We start from the raw sequence: 19,231 nt of genomic DNA on the forward strand, positions 1-19,231 counted from the left end.
CTAGACTGACGAGGCCGCGGCGCGGCCGGCCGAGCGCCCGGAAAAGAGGCAGCCGCCGAGGAAGGTTCCCTCGAGGGCGCGGTAGCCGTGGATCCCGCCGCCGCCGAAGCCGGCAGCTTCCCCGGCGGCGAAGAGGCCGGGGACGGGCTGGCCGGATCCGTCAAGAACCCGGGACTGCAGGTCGGTGTGGAGCCCGCCCAGGCTCTTGCGCGTGAGCACCGAGAGCCGCACCGCCAGCAGTGGCCCGTGCTTGGGGTCCAGCATCCGGTGCGGGGGCGCCACCCGCATGATCCTGTCGGTGGCGAAACGGCGGGCGGCGCGGATCGCGGCGAGCTGCGGGTCTTTGCCCAGGCCGCTGTCGAATTGCCGGTCCCGGGACCGGATCAGCCGGTCCAGTCCGTCGGGGTCAATCAGCCGCCGGCCGGTGAGGGAGTTCATTGCGGCGGCGAGTCCGGCGGGGGTGCCGGCCTGCAGGAAGTCGACTCCGTGGTCCAGGAAGTGCTGCAGGGGGCCGTCGCTGCCGGGCTTCAGCCGGGAAACCAGGAGCCGGACGTCCTTGCCGGTGAGGTCGGGATTCTGTTCCGAGCCGGAGAGGGCAAACTCCTTGAGGGCGATGGTCCTGTTGAGCACGAACCAGGAGTGGTCGTGGCCTGTGCCGAGGATATGGCGCAGCGCCCCCAGCGAGTCGAAACCAGGGAACAGGGGAGCGGGGAGCATGCTTCCGGTGGCGTCCAGCCACAGGGACGATGGTCCGGGCAGGATCCGGATCCCGTGCCTGGGCCAGACCGGCGAATGGTTGTGGATGCCTTCGGGGTAATGCCACATCCGGTCCCCGTTGATGAGGCTGCCGCCGGCACGCGCAGCCGCGGCCAGGAACTCGCCGTCGACCGAGGCCGGCACACCGCTCAGCATCGTCCGGGGCGCGGGGCCCCCGGCCCACTGCTGGCGGACGGTGGCGTGGTTGCCGCCGATTCCGCCGGTGGTCACCACCACGGCAGCGCCGGCCGCTTCGAAGCTGCCGACGGCGGTCCGCGAGGAGGCCTCGCCGCGGGCCGCGCCGCTGGGCTCCAGGATCTCGCCCTGCACCCCCGTGACCCGCCCCGCTGCCGTGACGAGATTTGCCGCGCGGTGCCGGAAGTGGAACGTCACCCGGCCCGTGGCCTCGCCCTCGCGCAGCTTCGCCAGGAACGGCGCCACCAGCGCGGGACCGGTTCCCCAGGCGACGTGGAAGCGCGGGACGGTGTTGCCATGGCCGTCGGGGCCGTAACCGCCCCGTTCCGCCCACTGCACGAGGGGGAACAGCCGCACGCCAAGGGAGGCGAGCCAGGCACGCTTTTCCCCGGCCGCGAAGTCCACGTAGGCGCATGCCCAGTCCCGGGCGAGGGCGTCCCCGGGCCGGTCGAAGGCGGCGGAGGACATCCAGTCGGCCAGGGCAAGTCCGGCGCTGTCCCTGACGCCCAGCCGTCGCTGTTCGGGGGAGTTGACCAGGAAGAGCCCGCCGAAGGACCAGTGCGCCTGGCCCCCGGCCGAAGCCTCGGGCTCCTGGTCGAGCACAGCCACCCGGCGGCCGGCCGCGTAGGCCTGTGCCGCGGCAACGAGTCCGGCCAGTCCAGCCCCCACCACCACCACGTCAGCGTTGATCACTGATCCGGCAGCCCGTATGGCCGCCGTGCCGGGGGTTCCGCCGTCGCTGGTCATGGCTTCATGCTAGCGCCCGCAGGGACCCGGGTTTGGTCTGGACCGCCGGAACCGGAAAACTAGAGCCATGCGCGTATATCCGACTTTCTTCCGCCTGGCCTTCTCATGGATGGACGCCGAACGCGCCCACAAAATCGGCTTCAAAGCCATCCGGCTCGTTCACTCCTGCGGCGCCGGACGGGTGCTGCAAAAGCTCACCGCGCCGGCGGCGTCACTGCAGACCCAGGCGTTCGGCCTGACGTTCCCCTCGCCGTTCGGCCTGGCGGCCGGCTTCGACAAGGAAGGCCACGGCATCGAGGCCCTGACCGAGTTGGGCTTCGGCCACGTGGAGGTCGGCACCATCACCGGCCAGGCCCAGCCCGGCAACCCCGCCCCGCGGCTCTTCCGCCTGGTCGAGGACCGGGCCGTCATCAACCGGATGGGCTTCAACAACGATGGGGCCGCCGCGGTGGCGCCCCGCCTGAAGTCCGCCCGGGCGGCCCTGCAGCGCCGTCACCCGGGGGTCCGCCCCGTGATCGGGGTCAACATCGGCAAGAGCAAGGCCGTGGAACTTGAGGACGCGGCGGCCGACTACCTCATCAGCGCCCGCAGCCTGGCCCCCGCCGCCGACTACCTCGTGGTCAACGTCAGCTCCCCCAACACCCCGGGCCTGCGGCTGCTGCAGGATGTGGAAACACTGCGCCCGCTGCTGACCGCGGTGGGGCAGGAAGCGGACAAAGCTTCCGGACGCCACGTACCGCTGCTGGTCAAGATCGCCCCGGACCTGAGCAACGACGACATCGACGACGTCGCGCGCCTGGCCCTGGACCTGAAACTCGATGGAATCATCGCCACCAACACCACTATCGCCCGCACCGGACTCTCGTCCAGCCAGGAGAAAGTGGCCGCCTGCGGCGCCGGCGGGCTTTCCGGGGCCCCCTTGAAGCAGCGGTCGCTGGAAGTGCTGGCCCGGCTGAAGGAAGCAACCGGCGGCAGGCTGACCCTGGTCTCGGTGGGCGGCGTCGAGACGGCGCAGGACGTCCAGCAGCGCCTCGACGCCGGCGCCACCCTGGTGCAGGGCTACACTGCGTTCCTCTACGAAGGCCCGTTCTGGGCGGCCCGCATCAACCGGCTGCTCGCGAAACACCCCTCCCGGCGCTAGGCCCAGCAGCCCCAGGGCTCCGGCACCGCGACGTGGCACGACAGAGCCCCCGGCAGTCCTGCTGCCGGGGGCTCTCCTTGTTGAATGCGTGAATCAGGCGGGGTATTCGCCGCGCTTGACGAGGGGCTTGGGAAGACGCAGCCGGCGGTACTGGAGTGAGCGCATGGAGCCGTACCAGATGGTGCCGCGTTCCACGTCGCCGAACTTCTGCTCCAGGCGTTTCTTGAGCTTCCGGGACAGGATGAAGACGTCGACGAAGACGGCCAGGAACATCACCCAGAATCCGCCCAGGACGTAAACCATCTGGGGACTGGACGCGGGGACGAGGAGTGAGACGACCACGAAGAGCAGGGCGCCGAACATCAGGTACTCGCCGAGGCTGAAGCGCGCGTCCACAAAGTCACGGGCGAAGCGCTTCTGCGGGCCCTTGTCCCGCAGCGGCAGGAACTTCTCGTCGCCGGTATCCATCGCATGGCGCATCTTGAGCCGCTGCTCCTGGACCGCTGCGCGCTCTGCGGCTTTGGAGGCCTTGCGGTCCTCCGGCACAAGCGGGCGCTTCCGGGCAGCCACTTGCGCGCTGCGCTTGGGCGTGGGCGCGCCCTTGCCGGTGGCGGAGTCCCGGGCTGTTGCCCCGACCGCCTGCTGGTCAACACTGTCCTGCGCCGCTGGCGCTTCTTTTTTACGTCCAAACACCCCTAAAGAATACCCCGGGGCGGCGTGCGAGAGACCCGGCCCATACAGGGCAGAAGACGCGGTGGCCCTGTTTGAGGTGATCCGCGACACGGGTAGTGTTCTGGCCATGACTTCATCACCCGCGGGGAACCCGCAAACCGCTGCAGGCCGTGTTGGAAACGTCTCCACCGAGGCCCTCCGCCAGGCCGTCTCCGAATCCTTCGACACCACGATCGCCCAGTTGAAAGAGCTCGTTGCCATTCCGGGCATCGCATGGCCCAGTTTCGACCCCGCCCCGCTGAATGCCAGCGCCGAGGCCGTCGCGGAACTGGTGCGCGGCAGCGGCTTCAACGACGTCCGGATCCTGCGCTGCGACAAGGAGGACGGGACGCCCGGCGGTCCCGCCGTCGTCGCACGCCGTCCGGCCGCCGCCGGCAAACCGACGATCCTGCTCTACGCGCACCACGACGTGCAGCCCACCGGCGACCTGGCCCTGTGGGAGACGGAGCCGTTCACCGCCGTCGAGCGCGACGGGCGCCTCTACGGGCGCGGCGCGGCCGACGACAAAGCCGGAATCCTCGCCCACATCGCTGCGTACGCGGCCGTGACCCGGGTGCTGGGGGACGATCTTGGCCTCGGGGTGACCTTTTTCTTTGAGGGCGAGGAGGAAGCTGGCTCCCCGACCTTCCGCACCTTCCTGGAAATCCACCGCGAGCTGTTGAGCGCCGATGTGATCGTGGTGGCCGACTCCAGCAACTGGAAGGTCGGCATCCCCGCGCTGACCACCAGCCTCCGTGGCCTGGTCGACGGCACCATCGAGGTCAAGGTCCTGGACCACGCCGTCCACTCCGGCATGTTCGGCGGCCCCGTGCTGGACGCGCCGACCCTGCTGTGCCGGCTCATCGCCACCCTGCACGACGACGAAGGCAACGTCGCGATTGCCGGCCTGGTCAGCCGGGACGAGGTCTCGGTCGACCTGCCGGAGGAGGAATACCGCGCCGACGCCTCGGTGCTCGACGGCGTCCGGCTCGCCGGCACCGGCACCATCGCCTCGCGGATGTGGACCAAACCGGCACTGTCGATCATCGGCTTCGATGCCCCGGCCGTGGACGTCGCGTCCAACACCCTCCTGCCCCGGGCGCGGGCCAAGTTCAGCATGCGGCTCGCTCCGGGCCAGGATCCGGCGGAGGCCATGGAGGCTGTCCGCAGGCATGTGGAAGCCAATGCGCCGTTTGGCGCCCACATAGTCTTCACCCCGGGGGAGAGCGGCAACTCCTTCCGCACCGACACCTCGTCCACGGCCGCCGGCGTTGCGATGTGGGCGCTCGGCGAAGCGTGGGGCGTCCCGGCCGTGGAGACGGGCATCGGCGGCTCCATCCCCTTCATCGCCGACCTGACCGAGCTGTACCCGGACGTGCAGATTCTCGTCACGGGCGTCGAGGACCCCGATTCGCGGGCGCACAGCGCCAACGAATCCCTCCACCTCGGGGACTTCCGCAACGCCATCGTGGCGGAGGCGCTGATGCTGGCCCGGCTGAATGAGGAAGGGCGGGCCTGAACGGCCGGGCCGGCCCTGTTCCGCAGGGAACATCCAGCCGGCCGGGACGGTTACGCCAGGAGTTAGAGCTACAGTGCCGATCGACGTAGCATGTAGCTATAGCCCGTACCGTTAAAGTAGGGGCGGGTGCCGCGGGAGCGGCGCCGCCACCACCGTCGTCAGAAGGTAGGCCATGAGCACTACAACCAATGAAAACAGCGCCGACACCACCGCCACGGCGGGCGAGGAACTGGCCACGCACGAGGTCAAACTGACCGACGTCGCGGCCGGCAAGGTCCGCAGCCTGCTCGAGCAGGAAGGCCGCACCGATCTGCGCCTCCGCGTCGCCGTCCAACCAGGCGGTTGCTCCGGCCTCATCTACCAGCTCTACTTTGACGAGAGGCTCCTCGACGGAGACGCCGTCCGCGACTACGACGGGGTGGAAGTTGTTGTCGACAAGATGAGCGTCCCGTACCTCAGCGGTGCCAGCATCGACTTCGAGGACACCATCTCCAAGCAGGGTTTCACGATCGACAACCCCAACGCTGGCGGCTCCTGCGCCTGCGGCGATTCCTTCCACTAAGGCCGGGCAAACTGCCCGGCCTTAGTGCCGCAGGATGCCCAACGAACGGACGCCGCAAAAAGGTCCCGACGCACGGCGCGGACATGTGGGCGAAAACTCGCGCGGAGCGGTAAGCTCTACACCGAGTAGTAAAACTTTTAGTGTGCCCTGACAGCCAGTTTCCGGCCCGGGGCGACAGCAACAAGTAGGAAGGGCCGTCTGTGAGTTCGCAGAACCGAACCGGCAGCCGACGCAAACAGATCACTACGATCACTGGCTTGGCACTCGCCGGCGCGTTGGCTTTGACTGGATGTTCACCAGAGGTACAGAAAGGGTGGCTGCCCACCGAGCGTGGCACCACCAACCATACTGACCGCATCATGGACCTCTGGGTCAACTCATGGATTGCCGCGCTGGTCGTGGGCGTCATTACCTGGGGCCTGATGATCTGGTGCATCGTCGCCTACCGGCGCCGCAAAGGCACCGTGGGTTTCCCCCGGCAGAACAGCTTCAACCTGCCGCTTGAGGTCTTCTATCTGACGATTCCGCTGTTTATGGTCCTGGTGTTCTTCTACTTCACCGACCAGGACCAGCAGGCGATTGACAACCGTTCCCAGCCGGCCGACGTCGTCGTCGACGTCCGCGGCAAGCAGTGGGCCTGGGACTTCAATTACAAGCAGGGCGACGTGATCCCCACGGATGTCCACGAAGCCGGCGTCCAGGCGCACCTCACCGGCAACGACATCGACAAGGAAAAGCTGCCCACGCTCTACCTGCCGGTCAACAAGTCGGTTGACCTCGAGCTGAACGCCCGCGACGTCATCCACTCCTTCTGGGTTCCCGCCTTCCTGCAGAAGCGCGACATGATCCCCGGAAAGACCAACTACATCAGGTTCACCCCCACCAAGGAGGGGACCTACGACGGCAAGTGCGCCGAACTCTGTGGCGAGTACCACTCCGAAATGCTGTTCCGCGTAAAGATCGTCTCCGACGCCGAGTTCCAGGCGCACCTGGAAAAGCTGCGCCAGGACGGCAACACCGGCCTGCTCGGCGAAGAGTACGACCGCAACCCGGCCCCGACCGAAAACAAGTAAGGGGAGCGACGTGGCAACTACCTATTCCCAGCCCACCGGGATCCTTGAGGCTCCCGTAGTACCGAAATCCAAGGGGCGCATCGTCGTCAACTGGATTACCACGACCGACCACAAGACCATCGGGTACATGTACCTGATCGCGTCCTTCGTGTTCTTCTGCTTCGGCGGAGTCATGGCGCTGCTGATCCGCGCCGAACTGTTCGAACCCGGAATGCAGATCCTGCAGACCAAAGAGCAGTACAACCAGCTGTTCACCATGCATGGCACCGTGATGCTGCTGATGTTTGCAACGCCGCTGTTCGCCGGTTTCGCCAACGTCATGATGCCGCTGCAGATCGGCGCCCCCGACGTCGCCTTCCCGCGGCTGAACGCACTGGCCTTCTGGTTCTTCCTCTTCGGCTCCACCATCGCCGTCTCCGGCTTCATCACCCCGCAGGGTGCGGCGTCGTTTGGCTGGTTCGCGTACGCGCCGCTGTCCAACACGACGTTCAGCCCTGGCGTGGGTGGGGACCTCTGGGTCTTTGGCCTGGCGCTCACCGGCTTCGGCACCATCCTCGGTGCGGTCAACTTCATCACCACGATCATCTGCATGCGTGCCCCCGGCATGACCATGTGGCGGATGCCGATCTTCACCTGGAACATCCTCGTGACCTCCATCCTGGTTCTGATGGCGTTCCCGCCGCTGGCCGCAGCCCTCTTCGCCCTCGGCGCGGACCGCCGCTTCGGAGCGCACATCTTCGACCCGGAGAACGGCGGCGCCGTCCTCTGGCAGCACCTGTTCTGGTTCTTCGGGCACCCTGAGGTCTACATCATCGCGCTGCCGTTCTTCGGCATCGTCTCGGAAATCTTCCCGGTGTTCAGCCGCAAGCCGATCTTCGGCTACAAGGGCCTGGTCTACGCCACGATCTCCATCGCCGCGCTGTCCGTGACCGTGTGGGCCCACCACATGTACGTCACCGGCTCAGTCCTGCTGCCGTTCTTCTCCTTCATGACGATGCTGATCGCCGTTCCGACCGGCGTGAAGTTCTTCAACTGGATCGGCACCATGTGGCGCGGTTCCATCACCTTCGAAACCCCCATGCTGTGGAGCATCGGCTTCCTGGCGACGTTCCTCTTCGGCGGACTGACCGGCATCATCCTGGCTTCCCCGCCGCTGGACTTCCACGTCTCGGACTCCTACTTCGTGGTCGCCCACTTCCACTACGTGGTCTTCGGCACCGTGGTGTTCGCGATGTTCGCCGGATTCTACTTCTGGTGGCCGAAATGGACCGGCAAGATGCTCAATGAGCGCCTTGGCAAGATCCACTTCTGGATGCTGTTCCTCGGCTTCCATGGCACCTTCCTCATCCAGCACTGGCTGGGCGTCGAGGGCATGCCGCGCCGCTACGCGGATTACCTGCCGGAGGACAACTTCACCTGGATGAACCAGTTCTCCACGTACTCATCGTTCCTCCTGGGTGCGTCGCTGATCCCGTTCTTCTGGAACGTCTACATCACCTGGCGCAGCAACGAACGGGTCACGGTTGATGACCCGTGGGGCTTCGGAGCCTCGCTTGAATGGGCAACCTCCTGCCCGCCGCCGCGCCACAACTTCACGTCGCTGCCGCGGATCCGGTCGGAGCGTCCCGCCCTGGACCTGCACCACCCCGAACTGTCCCAGTCCTACACCATCGACTCGCCTGCCCCGGCAGCGGCAGCGCTCGGTAACGCCGAACAGAAGGATCAAGCCAAGTGAAAATCGAATCAAGACTTTTCGGATTCGGAGCCTTCTTCTTCATCCCGGTGGCAGCGGTCTACGGATTCCTGACCGGCTGGACTGAATGGGTCGGTGCCCTCGGCATCCTTCTGCTTGGCGGCCTCGCCGGCATGGTTGGCGCCTACCTCGCCTTCACGGCGAAGCGCGTCGGAATGCGCCCGGAGGACCGCAGCGATGCGGAGATCCACGAGGGCGCCGGCGAGCAGGGCCATTTCAGCCCCTGGAGCTGGTGGCCGCTGGTCCTCGGACTGGCCTGCGCGGCCGGATTCCTCGGCCTGGCCATAGGATTCTGGATCGTCTACATCGCGGGCGGTCTTGCCGTCGTCGGCTTGGTCGGCTGGGTATACGAATACAGCCGCGGAGACCACGCGCACTAACGTCTGCAAGGACACAAGACGAGTCAGCAACGACGGCGGGCCCCACCAAATGGTGGGGCCCGCCGTCGTTGCTGCTGCAGGGAGTGGTGCAAACGTCTGTCGGGGAGCGGGCGGCCACCGCACCAGAGCACCCGGAGGGCGCTCAACGGGAGCGGGCGGACTCCAGCAGGTCTCTCAGTCCGTCCAGGGCGTTCTCGACGTCGTCAGGGCTGTAGCGGGCCGGGACGGCCTCGGGGGCGACGGCGAGTTTCACCACGCAGCCGAAGTGGAAGTCCTCGGTCATGACCTCGAGCAGGGAGCGGGCGTCCACACCCTGCTGGCCGTCCTTGCTGATCGTGACGGGCAGCCCGGTTTCATGGACGGCGCGGACAAACAGTGCCGCAGGCCGTGCGTGCAGCCCGATGGCGGCCTGCACGATTGCGTTCCGAACTGGCAACGGGACTCCCTCGTCTCTCATGGGGTTCGACTGCCGGCGGGACACCGGCAGATTTAAGCCTAGCCGGGCCCGCGTTCACGTGCGAACCAGGACGGCCGCGTGGTCTAGACCTCTCCGCCGCGTGGCTTAACCTAGAGATATGACTCATTCCGGAAGGCAGCGCAGTGGCGCCCTCTGACGCGGCAGCCATGGCGGGCGAAATCGACCGGCACAACGGGACGCCCATCTACATCCAATTGAGGGAAATCCTCCGGGCCCACATTGCGAGTGCGTGCCCGCCGGGCTCGGCGCTGCCCTCGGAGCGGGACCTCGCCGAGCGGTTCGGGCTGGCCCGGATGACGGTGCGCCAGGCCATCGATGCGCTCGTCGGCGAAGAGGTCATCGAGCGCGTAGTGGGCCTGGGGACGTTCGTCCGCAAACCCAAACTCGATCTGCAGGTCAAGCTGACCTCCTACAGCGAGGAAATGCAGCGCCGCGGCATGGTCCCGGCCGCCAAAGTCCTGAGCTTCGAGCAGATCGGTGCCAGCGCTTTCCTGGCCCGGGAACTCCAGCTGGAGGAGGGGACGCCGCTGGTGCGGTTCCGCCGCCTCCTGCTGGCGGACAACGAACCCATGAGTGTGGACGAGAACTTCATCCCCGCCCACCGGGTGCCCGGGCTGCTCGATGGTGAGCCGCCGACGTCGCTCTACAACGTCCTGAGCGAACGGTTCGGGCTGGTGATGGAGTGGGGCGAGGACATGATCGAGGCGACCGCTGCGTCGCCGTCGACGGCGCGCCTGCTCAACGTCGAGGTGGGGTCGCCGCTGCTGAAGATCCAGCGCCACGCCTTCGTCGCCCGGGCCATGGTGGACTATTCGGTGTCCTATTACCGGGCCGACCGGTACAAGCTCTGGGTGCCCCTGCAGCGGCCCGGCGTCCGCCCGACACGAAACTACGCCTCCGGATACCGCCCCTGACACCAACGCGGGGTCACATCGCGCCCATCCCGGAATCTCCGATGGGCGCGATGTGACCCCGCGTTGGTGTGTCGTGCCAGGGGATGCAGAAAGGCCCGGTCCTAAGGGACCGGGCCTTTCTGGTGTCTACTGCAGCCGGTTAGTGGCTGAGCGTCTTCTGGGTCTCGCCAGATTCAATAGCCTCGTGGTCGCCGTGGCCATGGGCCGCCGCGAGCTCCGCGGGCGTTGCCGGCGCAACCCGGTCCTCGAAGAACCACCGGGAAAGCTTCGCACGGCGCTTTTCCTTGCTGTCGACGACGCCATTGGCGTTCGGCTCTGCAGGCAGCGGAGACGGCGATTCAAAGCCGACGAGCTTGTAGCGCTTGTACTCGTCGAGCGGGGCGTGGACCTCGATGAATTCACCGTGCGGCAGCCGCACGATGCGGCCGGTTTCGCGGCCGTGCAGTGCAATTTCGCGGTCCTTGCGCTGCAGGGCCAAGGCGATGCGCTTCGTGACGACGAACGCGATGACCGGGCCGACGAAGAACAGTGCACGAAGCCAGTACGTCACATCGTTCAGCGACACGTGGAAGTGCGTGGCGATAAGGTCCGAGCCGGCAGCTGCCCACATCACGCAGTACCAGACGAAGCCGGCCATGCCGATGGCGGTCCGGGTCGGCGCGTTCCGCGGACGGTCCAGCACGTGGTGCTCGCGGGTGTCCTTGGTGATCCAGCGTTCGATCCACGGGTAGGTGAAGAGAACGGTGAAGATGATGCCCGCAGGGACCAGGGCCGGGAGCAGCACGTTGAAGGTGAAGACATGCCCGAACCAGATCTGTTCGACTTTCCAGTCACCGATGATGCCCGGCATCAGGCGCAGGGCGCCGTCCACGAAACCGATGTACCAGTCAGGCTGGGTGCCCGCCGAAACGGGGGAGGGGTCGTAGGGGCCGTAGTTCCAGATCGGGTTGATGGTGAAGAAGCCCGCCATGAGGGCGATGACACCGAACACGATGAAGAAGAAGCCGCCGGCCTTGGCCGCGTAAACCGGGCCGAGGGGGTAGCCGACGACGTTGCCGTCGTTGCGTCCCGGACCGGGGTACTGGGTGTGCTTGTGCACGACCACCATAAAGAGGTGCATCACGATCATCAGGAGGATGAGCGCGGGAACCAGCAGGATGTGGAGCATGTACAGGCGGCCGATGATGGCCGTGCCGGGGAATTCCCCACCGAAGAGGAAGAACGAGATGTACGTTCCGATCACCGGGATGGACTTGATCACGCCGTCGATGATGCGCAGGCCGTTGCCGGAGAGCAGGTCATCGGGGAGGGAGTAGCCGGTGAAGCCGGCAGCCATCGAGAGGATGAGCAGCACGCCGCCCACCACCCAGTTCATTTCGCGGGGCTTGCGGAAAGCGCCGGTGAAGAACACACGGAGCATGTGCACGGACACCGAAGCCACGAACAGCAGGGCCGACCAGTGGTGGACCTGGCGCATGAACAGACCGCCGCGGACATCGAAGGAGATGTTCAGCGAGGAGCTGTAGGCCACGGACATTTCAACGTTCTTCAGGGGCATGTAGGAGCCCGCGTAACGCGTCTCCGCCATGGAGGGATCAAAGAAGAAGGTCAGGAACGTGCCCGAGAGCAGCAGGATGACGAAGGAATACAGGGCCACTTCACCGAACATGAACGACCAGTGGTCCGGGAAGACCTTGCGGCCAAATTCACGGAGGATCCCGGAGCCGCCTACACGCTCGTCAACGAAGTTGGTAATGCGGCCGCCCTTGGTCTTGGCGACGAAGGCGGGGGCATCAGGCGTTGCGGTTGCGCTCATGCTCATCACGCTCCCAATAGCTAGGTCCTACAGGTTCTTTGAAGTCGCTCGTGGCGACCAGGTAGCCCTCGGAATCAACTGCGATTGGCAGCTGGGGGAGAGGCCGGCTGGCCGGGCCAAAGATGACCTTGCATTCCTGGGTCAGATCGAAGGTTGACTGGTGGCACGGGCACAGCAGGTGGTGGGTCTGCTGCTCGTACAGGGCAACAGGGCAACCAACATGGGTACAGATTTTCGAGTACGCGACAATTCCGTTGTAGCCCCAGTTTTCGCGGCCGGGGGACGGGTTGAGGGACTCGGGGTTGAGGCGCATCAGCAGAACGACGGCCTTGGCCTTTTCGTTCAACTTGCCTTCGTGCAACTCGTTCAGGCCTTCCGGAATAACGTGGAAAGCTGAGCCGATGGTGACATCGGCGGCCTTGATGGGGGTGCCGTCAGGGTCACGGGTGAGCCGCTTGAGCTTGCCGTCCTGGGGTGCCCACATGGTGTGTGCCAGTGTGTTGTCTGGACGCGGACCCAAGTCTCCGAAGACGGCGAGGGCCGGCAGGGGAGCCAGCGCCACGGCGCCCAGAAGGGTGTTGCGGATCAGCGGCCGGCGCTTGATGCCGGTTTCCTCGACGATGTCGTCGACGATCCGGACAGCGGCCAGACGGTCTTCCTCGGTGCGGATGGCATGGCGCTCTTCCGAGACTTCATGGTCCGGCATGAGGGCCTTGGCCCAGTGCACGATTCCGGTGCCGATCCCAAGCATGGCGAACGCGGTGCCGATGCCCAGCAGCGCATTCTGCAGCCGGATCGTCGCGATCGACGTGTCATCCCCCAGATCGATGGCAAAGTACGCCACCAGGAATATCAGCGTGCCAACGACCGAGCTCCCGAAAAGAAGGGCTACCTGCCGTTCTGCTCGCTTTGCGGCCTTCGGGTCCGTGTCAGCCAGGCGCAAACGATGCGGGGGAATTCCAGGATCCTGGAACTTCTCCACCTCATTCTGACCAGCCGTAGCTACGGTGCCCGAGTGGTTCGGACTGCCGTCACTATGGTTGCCCATAATTCGCCTCATCCCTCTCTCGTCTCGGCGAGTGCCGAGTTAGCTTTCAATTCAGACTGCTGACGGGTCAGCAGAAAACTTTTACAGGTGCAGCAGGTGGGCTTAGGACGTCCGGGACGTAAGCCAGATGGTGAAGGCAATGATGACGCCCAAGCCGGCGATCCAGATGAACAGACCTTCGGAGACCGGGCCCAGGGAGCCCAGATCCGCGCCGCCGGGTGAACCGTTGGCTTCGATCTGCTTCAGGAAAGTGATGATGTCGCGCTTGCCCTCGGGGGAAATGTTGGCGTCGCTGAAGACCGGCATGTTCTGCGGTCCGGTAACCATCGCTTCATAGATGTGCTGGCCGGACACGCCCGCCAGCGCCGGAGCAAATTTACCCCGGGTCAGCGCACCGCCGGCAGCGGCAGCGTTGTGGCACATGGCGCAGTTCGTGCGGAACAGCTCGCCACCGGCAGCGGCGTCGCCCTTCTCGTCGAGAAGACCTGCCTCGGGGATGGACGGGCCGGGGCCGAGCGAAGCAACGTAGGCTGCGAGCTGGCGCGTCTGCTCCTCGTTGAACTGTGCCGGCTTCTTGTAGGCCTGCGGGCCGTTCATCTGCATCGGCATGCGGCCGGTGCCGACCTGGAAGTCAACGGCAGCGGCGCCGACGCCAACCAGGGAGGGGCCGGACTGGGAGCCGCTGGCGCCCATGCCGTGGCAGGTGGCGCAGTTGGCAGCAAAGAGTTTGCCGCCTTCCTCTGCGTCATTTGCGTTGGTGCTGGTGGTGGCTTTGGCCTGGTTGACGGTGCTGGCAACGGCGTACAGCCCACCAGTGACCAGGAGGCCCATCAGCAGCAGCGCAATTGCTGCCAGAGGGTGACGTCGCTTCTGCGAGAGTGCCTTCACGTGGTGGTTCCTTTTTTCGATCCTGCGTTGGCTCCGGGAGCCGCTTCTTGAAATTCTGCCTCTTGTAGAAAAAGAGTCAAGTCTTGCTACTTGAGGACGTAGATGACCAGGAAGAGGCCGATCCAGACGACGTCGACGAAGTGCCAGTAGTACGAGGTGACAATCGCTGAAGTTGCTTCAAAGTGGCCGAACTTCTTTGCTGCGAAGGATCGGCCCATGATGAGGAGGAAGGCAACCAGACCACCTATAACGTGCAGGCCGTGGAAGCCGGTGGTGATGTAGAACGCCGAACCATAGGCGTTGGAGGAGAGCGAGACATGCTCGGAAACGAGCATGGTGTACTCAGTCGCCTGGCCGGCCACGAAGAAGGAACCCATGATGAAAGTCAGGGTGAACCATTCGTTCATTCCCCAGCGGGTGAAGCTGAGGCGGCCGCCGCTTCGACGCGGCTGAAGCCGCTCAGCAGCGAAGACGCCCATCTGGCAAGTAAAGGAACTTGCCACGAGGACGATCGTGTTTACGAGCGCAAAGGGAAAGTTGAGCTTGGCTGTCTCTTCGGCCCACATCTGTCCGGAAGTCGAACGGAGTGTGAAGTACATGGCAAAGAGACCGGCGAAGAACATCAACTCACTGGACAGCCAGACTACGGTTCCAACAGAAACCATGTTCGGGCGATTCAGCGTCGGGTGCGCCGGGGTACTGGGGGCATGGGTCGCAGATGTCACATAGACATTATGTCTATAAAACTCGCCGGTGCCCAACGCAAACCGCGTTTTTGGGGGACTTTTTCTACAAAGACGCGAATTCGCGCGGAAAAGTTCCCGGCCCCGTTCACATTGGTCATTGCACTGCGCACCTCGATAGCATCAGAAGGTGACTTCTCAGGCATCTGCACAGGCGGCAGGCAACACCTGGCCGCGGCTCATCAACGCACTCATTAACGGTACGGATCTCACCACCGGCAATACGGAGTGGGCGATGAACTCGATCATGTCTGGTGAGGCCACGCCCGTCCAGGTTGCCGGTTTCCTCGTGGCACTGCGGTCCAAAGGCGAGACCGTGGACGAACTTGTCGGACTCGTCGCGGCAATGATCGAAAACGCGAGCCCCATTGAGATAGCAGGCCAGAAACTGGACATCGTCGGAACCGGCGGCGACCAGCAGAACACGGTCAACATTTCCACCATGGCCGCGCTGATCGCCGCCGGCGCCGGCGCCAAGGTGGTGAAGCACGGCAACCGCGCAGCTTCCTCCACCTCCGGTTCCGCGGACGTTCTCGAGGCCCTGGGGGTCCGGCTGGACCTGCCCGTGCCGCGTGTGGCCCTCAACGCGGAAGAGGCGGGCATCACGTTCTGCTTCGCGCAGGTGTTCCATCCCTCGATGCGCCACGCCGCTGTCGCCCGCCGTGAACTGGGCGTACCGACGGCCTTCAACTTCCTGGGTCCGATGATCAACCCGGCGCACGTGCAGGCCTCGGCGGTGGGTGTCGCCAATGAGCGGATGGCTCCGCTCGTGGCCGGGGTGCTGGCCAAACGCGGCAGCCGCGGGCTGGTGTTCCGAGGGGAAGACGGACTTGATGAACTGACGACGACGGGTCCGTCCCGCGTGTGGGAAATCCGGAACGGCGCGGTGAACGAGGAAATGTTCGACCCGGGCGATCTGGGCATCCGCCGGGCCACCCTGGAAGAGCTGCGCGGCGGGGACGCTGCGGCCAACGCCGCCGTCGTCCGGTCCGTACTGGCCGGCGGACGGGGTTCCGCCCGCGATGCCGCCCTGCTGAACGCGGCGGCCGGACTCGTTGCGTTTGACCTGGATGCGGTCGGCCCGTTGCGTGAACGGATGGCCGCCGCGTTCAAGCGTGCGGAAGAGTCCATCGAGTCGGGGTCGGCCGCGGCCGTGCTCGACCGCTGGGTCGCGCTTTCGCGCAGCTGAATGCCGCGGCAGCGTGACGCTGCCACAGCCGGGCCGCCCGCTGAGCCCTGAGACCGACGGCTGATCCCTATTCCTGAACCCTGCGGCTGAACGCTACTGTTCGAAGCCGAGGGCGAAGGCCGCGTCCAGGTCGTGCTGGGAATATGCGCGGAAAGCAATCTGCGTGGTGGTGTGGACAACGCCGGGTACCTTGGAAAGCTTGTCCGCGATGACGTCCGCGAGATCTTCATGCTTGGGGACCCGTGCGATCGCAATGAGGTCCCACTCGCCGGTCACGGAGTAGACCTCGCTGATGCCCTGAATGGCGGAGATTTCTTCCGCGGTCTCCGGGATGCGGGAAGCGTCTGTCTTAATCAGGACGAATGCGGTGACCACGTGTGACCTTTCCGGATCTGTTGCGCCGTTGCCGGCCAAGCAGAGCCGCCCTGGTGGTACTCCAGGGGGCCTTGGCCATGTCCCTGCAAGCCTAGTCCATCAAGCCCCGCGGCGGCGTGACTTGCGCCGCCGGAGAACCGCGGCCAGAAGACGATATCCGAGCAGGAAGAGTCCCAGGCTGAGCAGGGCCACGATGACGAACGGCAGAACCACGGTCTGTCCGGTGACCGCCCGCAGGAGCATGCCACCGGTGACCGCGCCGAGCCAGACACTGACTCCGGCGGGCCAGAGGGACAGGGGTGAGCGCCACAGCCGCAGCACCAGCCAAGACAGTGCCGCGCCGGCGAGGAACGGCCAGGCAGTGGCAAGAACGCCGGTGATTACGTCCCCGCGCTGATGGGCGTCGCGGCCTATGGCGGCAAAAACCAGAATCAGGGCGGCGTCGGCGCAGAGGGCGAACACGGTGGTCCGCCTGGCCGCCGTCGTTTCCGCAGATCCGGTTGATACGGGGCGGGGAAGTGGCGTTGAAGAAGGCATACCTCCAAGCCTAGCCGCGCAGGGAGCGGGGGCGGTCGTGCCCGACCTGCCGGGAGCGTGAGGCGGAGTTTGGGCGTTGCATCTTGCCGTCAGTTCGTCGCAGGGTGTCAAATCCAAATAGACGGCCGCACGCCCGCCTGAGGCCGGCGGGTTATGCAGACCGGCGGATGCCTACCGGGAGGTCCACATGCCTGCGAAAGATGCCAAGGTTCCGGCGAAGACCGCCGCCCGGGGAGCGGCTGAACTCCGGCGGGCCGACGCCGCCGAAGCACTGCCGCCCGAACAGCCGGACCAGATCCGGAACGTGGCACTGGTTGGTCATTCCGGAGCGGGAAAGACAATGCTGGCCGAGGCGCTGCTGGCCGCAACCGGCGCAATTTCGAGGATGGGCTCGATCGCCGACGGCACCACCGTCAGTGACTCGGAGCCGGCCGCGGTCCACCAGCAGCGCTCCGTCGCTCTCTCGGTGGTGCCCGTGCTGGCCGGCGGCATCAAGGTGAATCTGTTCGATACGCCGGGCTACCCGGACTTCGTCGGCGAACTGCGCGCCGGGCTGCGCGCGGCCGATGCGGCGCTGTTCGTCGTCTCTGCGGTTGACGATATCGATGCTGCCACGACGGCCCTCTGGGCTGAGTGCCAGCGCGTCGGGGTGCCCCGTGCGGTGGCGTTCAGCCGGCTGGACCACCCCCGGGCGGACTTCGATGCCGCCCTGGCGAGGTGCCAGCGGGCTTTCGGCGACACCGTCCTGCCGCTCTACCTGCCGGTCGGGTTCGTGGCCGGGGGCGGCGGATTGCTGGGGCTTCTCTCGGGCACCGTTTCCGAGCAACTTACGGATGGCGCACAGCCCGCGTATCGGGACGCCAACGACGTCGAACGCGCCTCCTCGGAGGCCGCACGGGGTGCGCTGATCGAAGGCATCATCGCTGAGAGCGAGGATGAAACGCTGATGGAGCGGTATCTGGACGGAGAGGAAATCCCCTTTGAGGTCCTGGTCAGCGATTTGGAGACGGCAGTCGCCAGGGGATCCTTCCACCCGGTGATTGCGACCTCAGCCGAGACCGGGGTTGGGATGGCGGAACTCCTGGAAACGCTGACACGGGCCTTCCCGCCGCCAAACAAGGGCCGGCGGCCAGCGGTCTCCCACCTCGACGGAACCCCCGCCACGATCCCTGACTGCGACCCGGCGGGGCCGCTGCTTGGCGAGGTGGTGCGCACTACGATCGACCCGTTTCTGGGCCGGGTCTGCCTCGTCCGCCTCTTCTCCGGCACTTTGCGGGAGGACTCGTCCGTCCATGTGGCCGGCCGCGGCCTGGCGGACCGGGGACATGCCGACCACGACAGTGACGAGCGGGTCACCCACCTGTTTTCCCCGCTGGGCGCCGGCTTACGGCCGGTGCCGTACAGCGTGGCTGGCGACATCTGCGCCCTCACCAAGCTCGGGCCCGCCGAGACCGGGGACACGGTGTCGGCCAGGGAGCTGCCGCTGCTGATCCAGCCGTGGGAGATGCCGGATCCGCTGTTGCCTGTCGCGATCGAGGCTGCCTCGCACGGCGACGAGGATGTGCTGGCCCGGAGCCTGGGAAAGGTTGCGGCCGGGGACCCGGCGCTCCGCGTGGAACGGAACGCCGAAACCCATCAACTGATCCTCTGGTGCATGGGTGAGGCCCACGCGGACGTTGTCCTCGGCAGGCTGCGCGAGCAGGGCGTCAAGCTGCAGACGGTCGATGTGGTCACGCCGCTGCGGGAGACGTTCGCGGCGCCCGCGGCGGGCCACGGCCGGCATGTCAAACAATCAGGAGGCCACGGCCAATACGCCGTCTGCGACATCGAGGTTGAACCGCTGGCGCGTGGCAGCGGATTCGAATTTGTCGACAAGACCGTCGGCGGAGTCATCCCGGGGCCCTTCATCACCTCGGTGGAGAAGGGTGTGCGGGCACAGATGCAGAAGGGCGTCTCCGCCGGCTTCCCGGTGGTGGATATCCGGGTGACCCTGTTTGGTGGCAAGGCACACAGCGTGGACTCTTCGGACGCCGCCTTTCAGGCTGCCGGGGCACTGGCTTTGCGGGAGGCCGCAGCAGCCGGGCGCATCCAACTGCTGGAGCCTGTCTCGGCCGTGACAATCAGTGTTTCCGACGAGCACGTGGGTGCGGTGATGAGCGACCTCTCCTCGCGCCGGGCGCGACTGACCGGAACGACGTCGGCCGGGGGAGACCTGACCGAAATCACTGCAGAAGTGCCCGACCAGGAACTCCTGCGCTATGCGATCGAGCTGCGCGCACTGACCTCGGGCAGTGGCCGGTTCGTCAGGCGATACCTTCGTCATGAGCCCGTGCCGGCGGCCGCCGCCCGCGCCGCTGCGAAGGGCTGACGGCAAGTCCGGGGCGCGTGGCCGCACTTCCCGGGGCG

General features: G+C 66.0%; 18 protein-coding genes. 9 read left to right on the forward strand and 9 right to left on the reverse strand.

Features of this window, described 5'->3' with window-relative positions:
* Positions 1-1,698: an FAD-binding dehydrogenase gene (locus tag QCD75_RS08620; protein ID WP_301227627.1), complete on the reverse strand. Its 1,698-nt coding sequence runs from the start codon at positions 1,696-1,698 to the stop codon at positions 1-3.
* Between the two features lie 67 nt (positions 1,699-1,765).
* Here QCD75_RS08620 and QCD75_RS08625 point away from each other — a divergent pair, with 67 nt between their 5' ends.
* A complete protein-coding gene (locus tag QCD75_RS08625) occupies positions 1,766-2,839 on the forward strand; it encodes a quinone-dependent dihydroorotate dehydrogenase (RefSeq protein ID WP_301227629.1) in 1,074 nt (357 codons plus the stop codon).
* A 93-nt stretch (positions 2,840-2,932) separates the two neighbouring features.
* Here QCD75_RS08625 and QCD75_RS08630 read toward each other — a convergent pair whose 3' ends face one another.
* Entirely contained in the window at positions 2,933-3,532 is a 600-nt protein-coding gene (locus QCD75_RS08630; protein ID WP_301227631.1) for a DUF3043 domain-containing protein, read from the reverse strand.
* A gap of 106 nt (positions 3,533-3,638) precedes the next feature.
* Here QCD75_RS08630 and QCD75_RS08635 point away from each other — a divergent pair, with 106 nt between their 5' ends.
* From QCD75_RS08635 to QCD75_RS08655, 5 genes are all read left to right on the forward strand, one after another.
* Positions 3,639-5,069 carry a dipeptidase gene (locus QCD75_RS08635; protein WP_301227633.1) on the forward strand — a complete coding sequence of 477 codons (1,431 nt, stop codon included), beginning with the start codon at positions 3,639-3,641 and terminating at the stop codon, positions 5,067-5,069.
* A 172-nt stretch (positions 5,070-5,241) separates the two neighbouring features.
* A complete protein-coding gene (locus tag QCD75_RS08640; protein ID WP_024368088.1) occupies positions 5,242-5,631 on the forward strand; it encodes a HesB/IscA family protein in 390 nt (129 codons plus the stop codon).
* Between the two features lie 200 nt (positions 5,632-5,831).
* Complete coding sequence (gene ctaC / locus QCD75_RS08645) at positions 5,832-6,704, forward strand: aa3-type cytochrome oxidase subunit II (protein WP_301227636.1); 873 nt, start codon at positions 5,832-5,834, stop codon at positions 6,702-6,704.
* Positions 6,705-6,714: 10 nt separating this feature from the next.
* Positions 6,715-8,439: an aa3-type cytochrome oxidase subunit I gene (ctaD, locus tag QCD75_RS08650; protein WP_301227638.1), complete on the forward strand. Its 1,725-nt coding sequence runs from the start codon at positions 6,715-6,717 to the stop codon at positions 8,437-8,439.
* Positions 8,436-8,837, forward strand: a complete 402-nt coding sequence (locus QCD75_RS08655; RefSeq protein WP_301227640.1) for a cytochrome c oxidase subunit 4 — start codon at positions 8,436-8,438, stop codon at positions 8,835-8,837. Before ctaD ends, QCD75_RS08655 begins: the two co-directional genes overlap by 4 nt.
* A 142-nt stretch (positions 8,838-8,979) precedes the next feature.
* Here QCD75_RS08655 and QCD75_RS08660 read toward each other — a convergent pair whose 3' ends face one another.
* Positions 8,980-9,273 (reverse strand): HPr family phosphocarrier protein, encoded by a 294-nt coding sequence (locus QCD75_RS08660; RefSeq protein ID WP_301227642.1) that lies wholly within the window; start codon positions 9,271-9,273, stop codon positions 8,980-8,982.
* A gap of 188 nt (positions 9,274-9,461) precedes the next feature.
* Here QCD75_RS08660 and QCD75_RS08665 point away from each other — a divergent pair, with 188 nt between their 5' ends.
* Entirely contained in the window at positions 9,462-10,229 is a 768-nt protein-coding gene (locus QCD75_RS08665; protein WP_301227709.1) for a GntR family transcriptional regulator, read from the forward strand.
* Positions 10,230-10,368: 139 nt separating this feature from the next.
* On the opposite strand, the gene qcrB is transcribed toward QCD75_RS08665, so the two are convergent.
* The 4 genes from qcrB to ctaE all read right to left on the reverse strand — a co-directional run bounded on the left by qcrB (position 10,369) and on the right by ctaE (position 14,742).
* Positions 10,369-12,045 (reverse strand): cytochrome bc1 complex cytochrome b subunit, encoded by a 1,677-nt coding sequence (qcrB, locus tag QCD75_RS08670; RefSeq protein WP_301227644.1) that lies wholly within the window; start codon positions 12,043-12,045, stop codon positions 10,369-10,371.
* On the reverse strand, positions 12,023-13,093 hold the full coding sequence (gene qcrA / locus QCD75_RS08675; RefSeq protein ID WP_301227646.1) for a cytochrome bc1 complex Rieske iron-sulfur subunit: 1,071 nt from the start codon (positions 13,091-13,093) through the stop codon (positions 12,023-12,025). The genes qcrB and qcrA overlap by 23 nt, the downstream gene beginning before the upstream one ends.
* 102 nt (positions 13,094-13,195) lie before the next feature.
* The gene (gene qcrC, locus QCD75_RS08680; protein WP_301227648.1) at positions 13,196-13,981 is read right to left on the reverse strand and encodes a cytochrome bc1 complex diheme cytochrome c subunit; all 786 of its coding nucleotides are present in this window, start codon (positions 13,979-13,981) and stop codon (positions 13,196-13,198) included.
* 86 nt (positions 13,982-14,067) lie between these two features.
* Positions 14,068-14,742 (reverse strand): aa3-type cytochrome oxidase subunit III, encoded by a 675-nt coding sequence (gene ctaE, locus QCD75_RS08685; protein WP_441005454.1) that lies wholly within the window; start codon positions 14,740-14,742, stop codon positions 14,068-14,070.
* Between the two features lie 112 nt (positions 14,743-14,854).
* Between ctaE and trpD the strand changes: the two genes are divergently transcribed.
* Positions 14,855-15,913, forward strand: a complete 1,059-nt coding sequence (gene trpD, locus QCD75_RS08690) for an anthranilate phosphoribosyltransferase (protein WP_301227652.1) — start codon at positions 14,855-14,857, stop codon at positions 15,911-15,913.
* Between the two features lie 93 nt (positions 15,914-16,006).
* On the opposite strand, the gene QCD75_RS08695 is transcribed toward trpD, so the two are convergent.
* Positions 16,007-16,288, reverse strand: coding sequence for an Lrp/AsnC family transcriptional regulator (locus QCD75_RS08695; RefSeq protein ID WP_024368097.1), 282 nt, complete (start codon positions 16,286-16,288; stop codon positions 16,007-16,009).
* A gap of 99 nt (positions 16,289-16,387) precedes the next feature.
* Positions 16,388-16,825, reverse strand: coding sequence for a DUF3054 domain-containing protein (locus QCD75_RS08700; RefSeq protein ID WP_301227656.1), 438 nt, complete (start codon positions 16,823-16,825; stop codon positions 16,388-16,390).
* Positions 16,826-17,012: 187 nt separating this feature from the next.
* Between QCD75_RS08700 and QCD75_RS08705 the strand changes: the two genes are divergently transcribed.
* Complete coding sequence (locus tag QCD75_RS08705; protein WP_301227658.1) at positions 17,013-19,193, forward strand: elongation factor G-like protein EF-G2; 2,181 nt, start codon at positions 17,013-17,015, stop codon at positions 19,191-19,193.
* The last annotated feature ends 38 nt before the right edge of the window (positions 19,194-19,231 follow it).

Source organism: Arthrobacter sp. PsM3, from assembly GCF_030433895.1.
Taxonomy (GTDB): domain Bacteria; phylum Actinomycetota; class Actinomycetes; order Actinomycetales; family Micrococcaceae; genus Arthrobacter.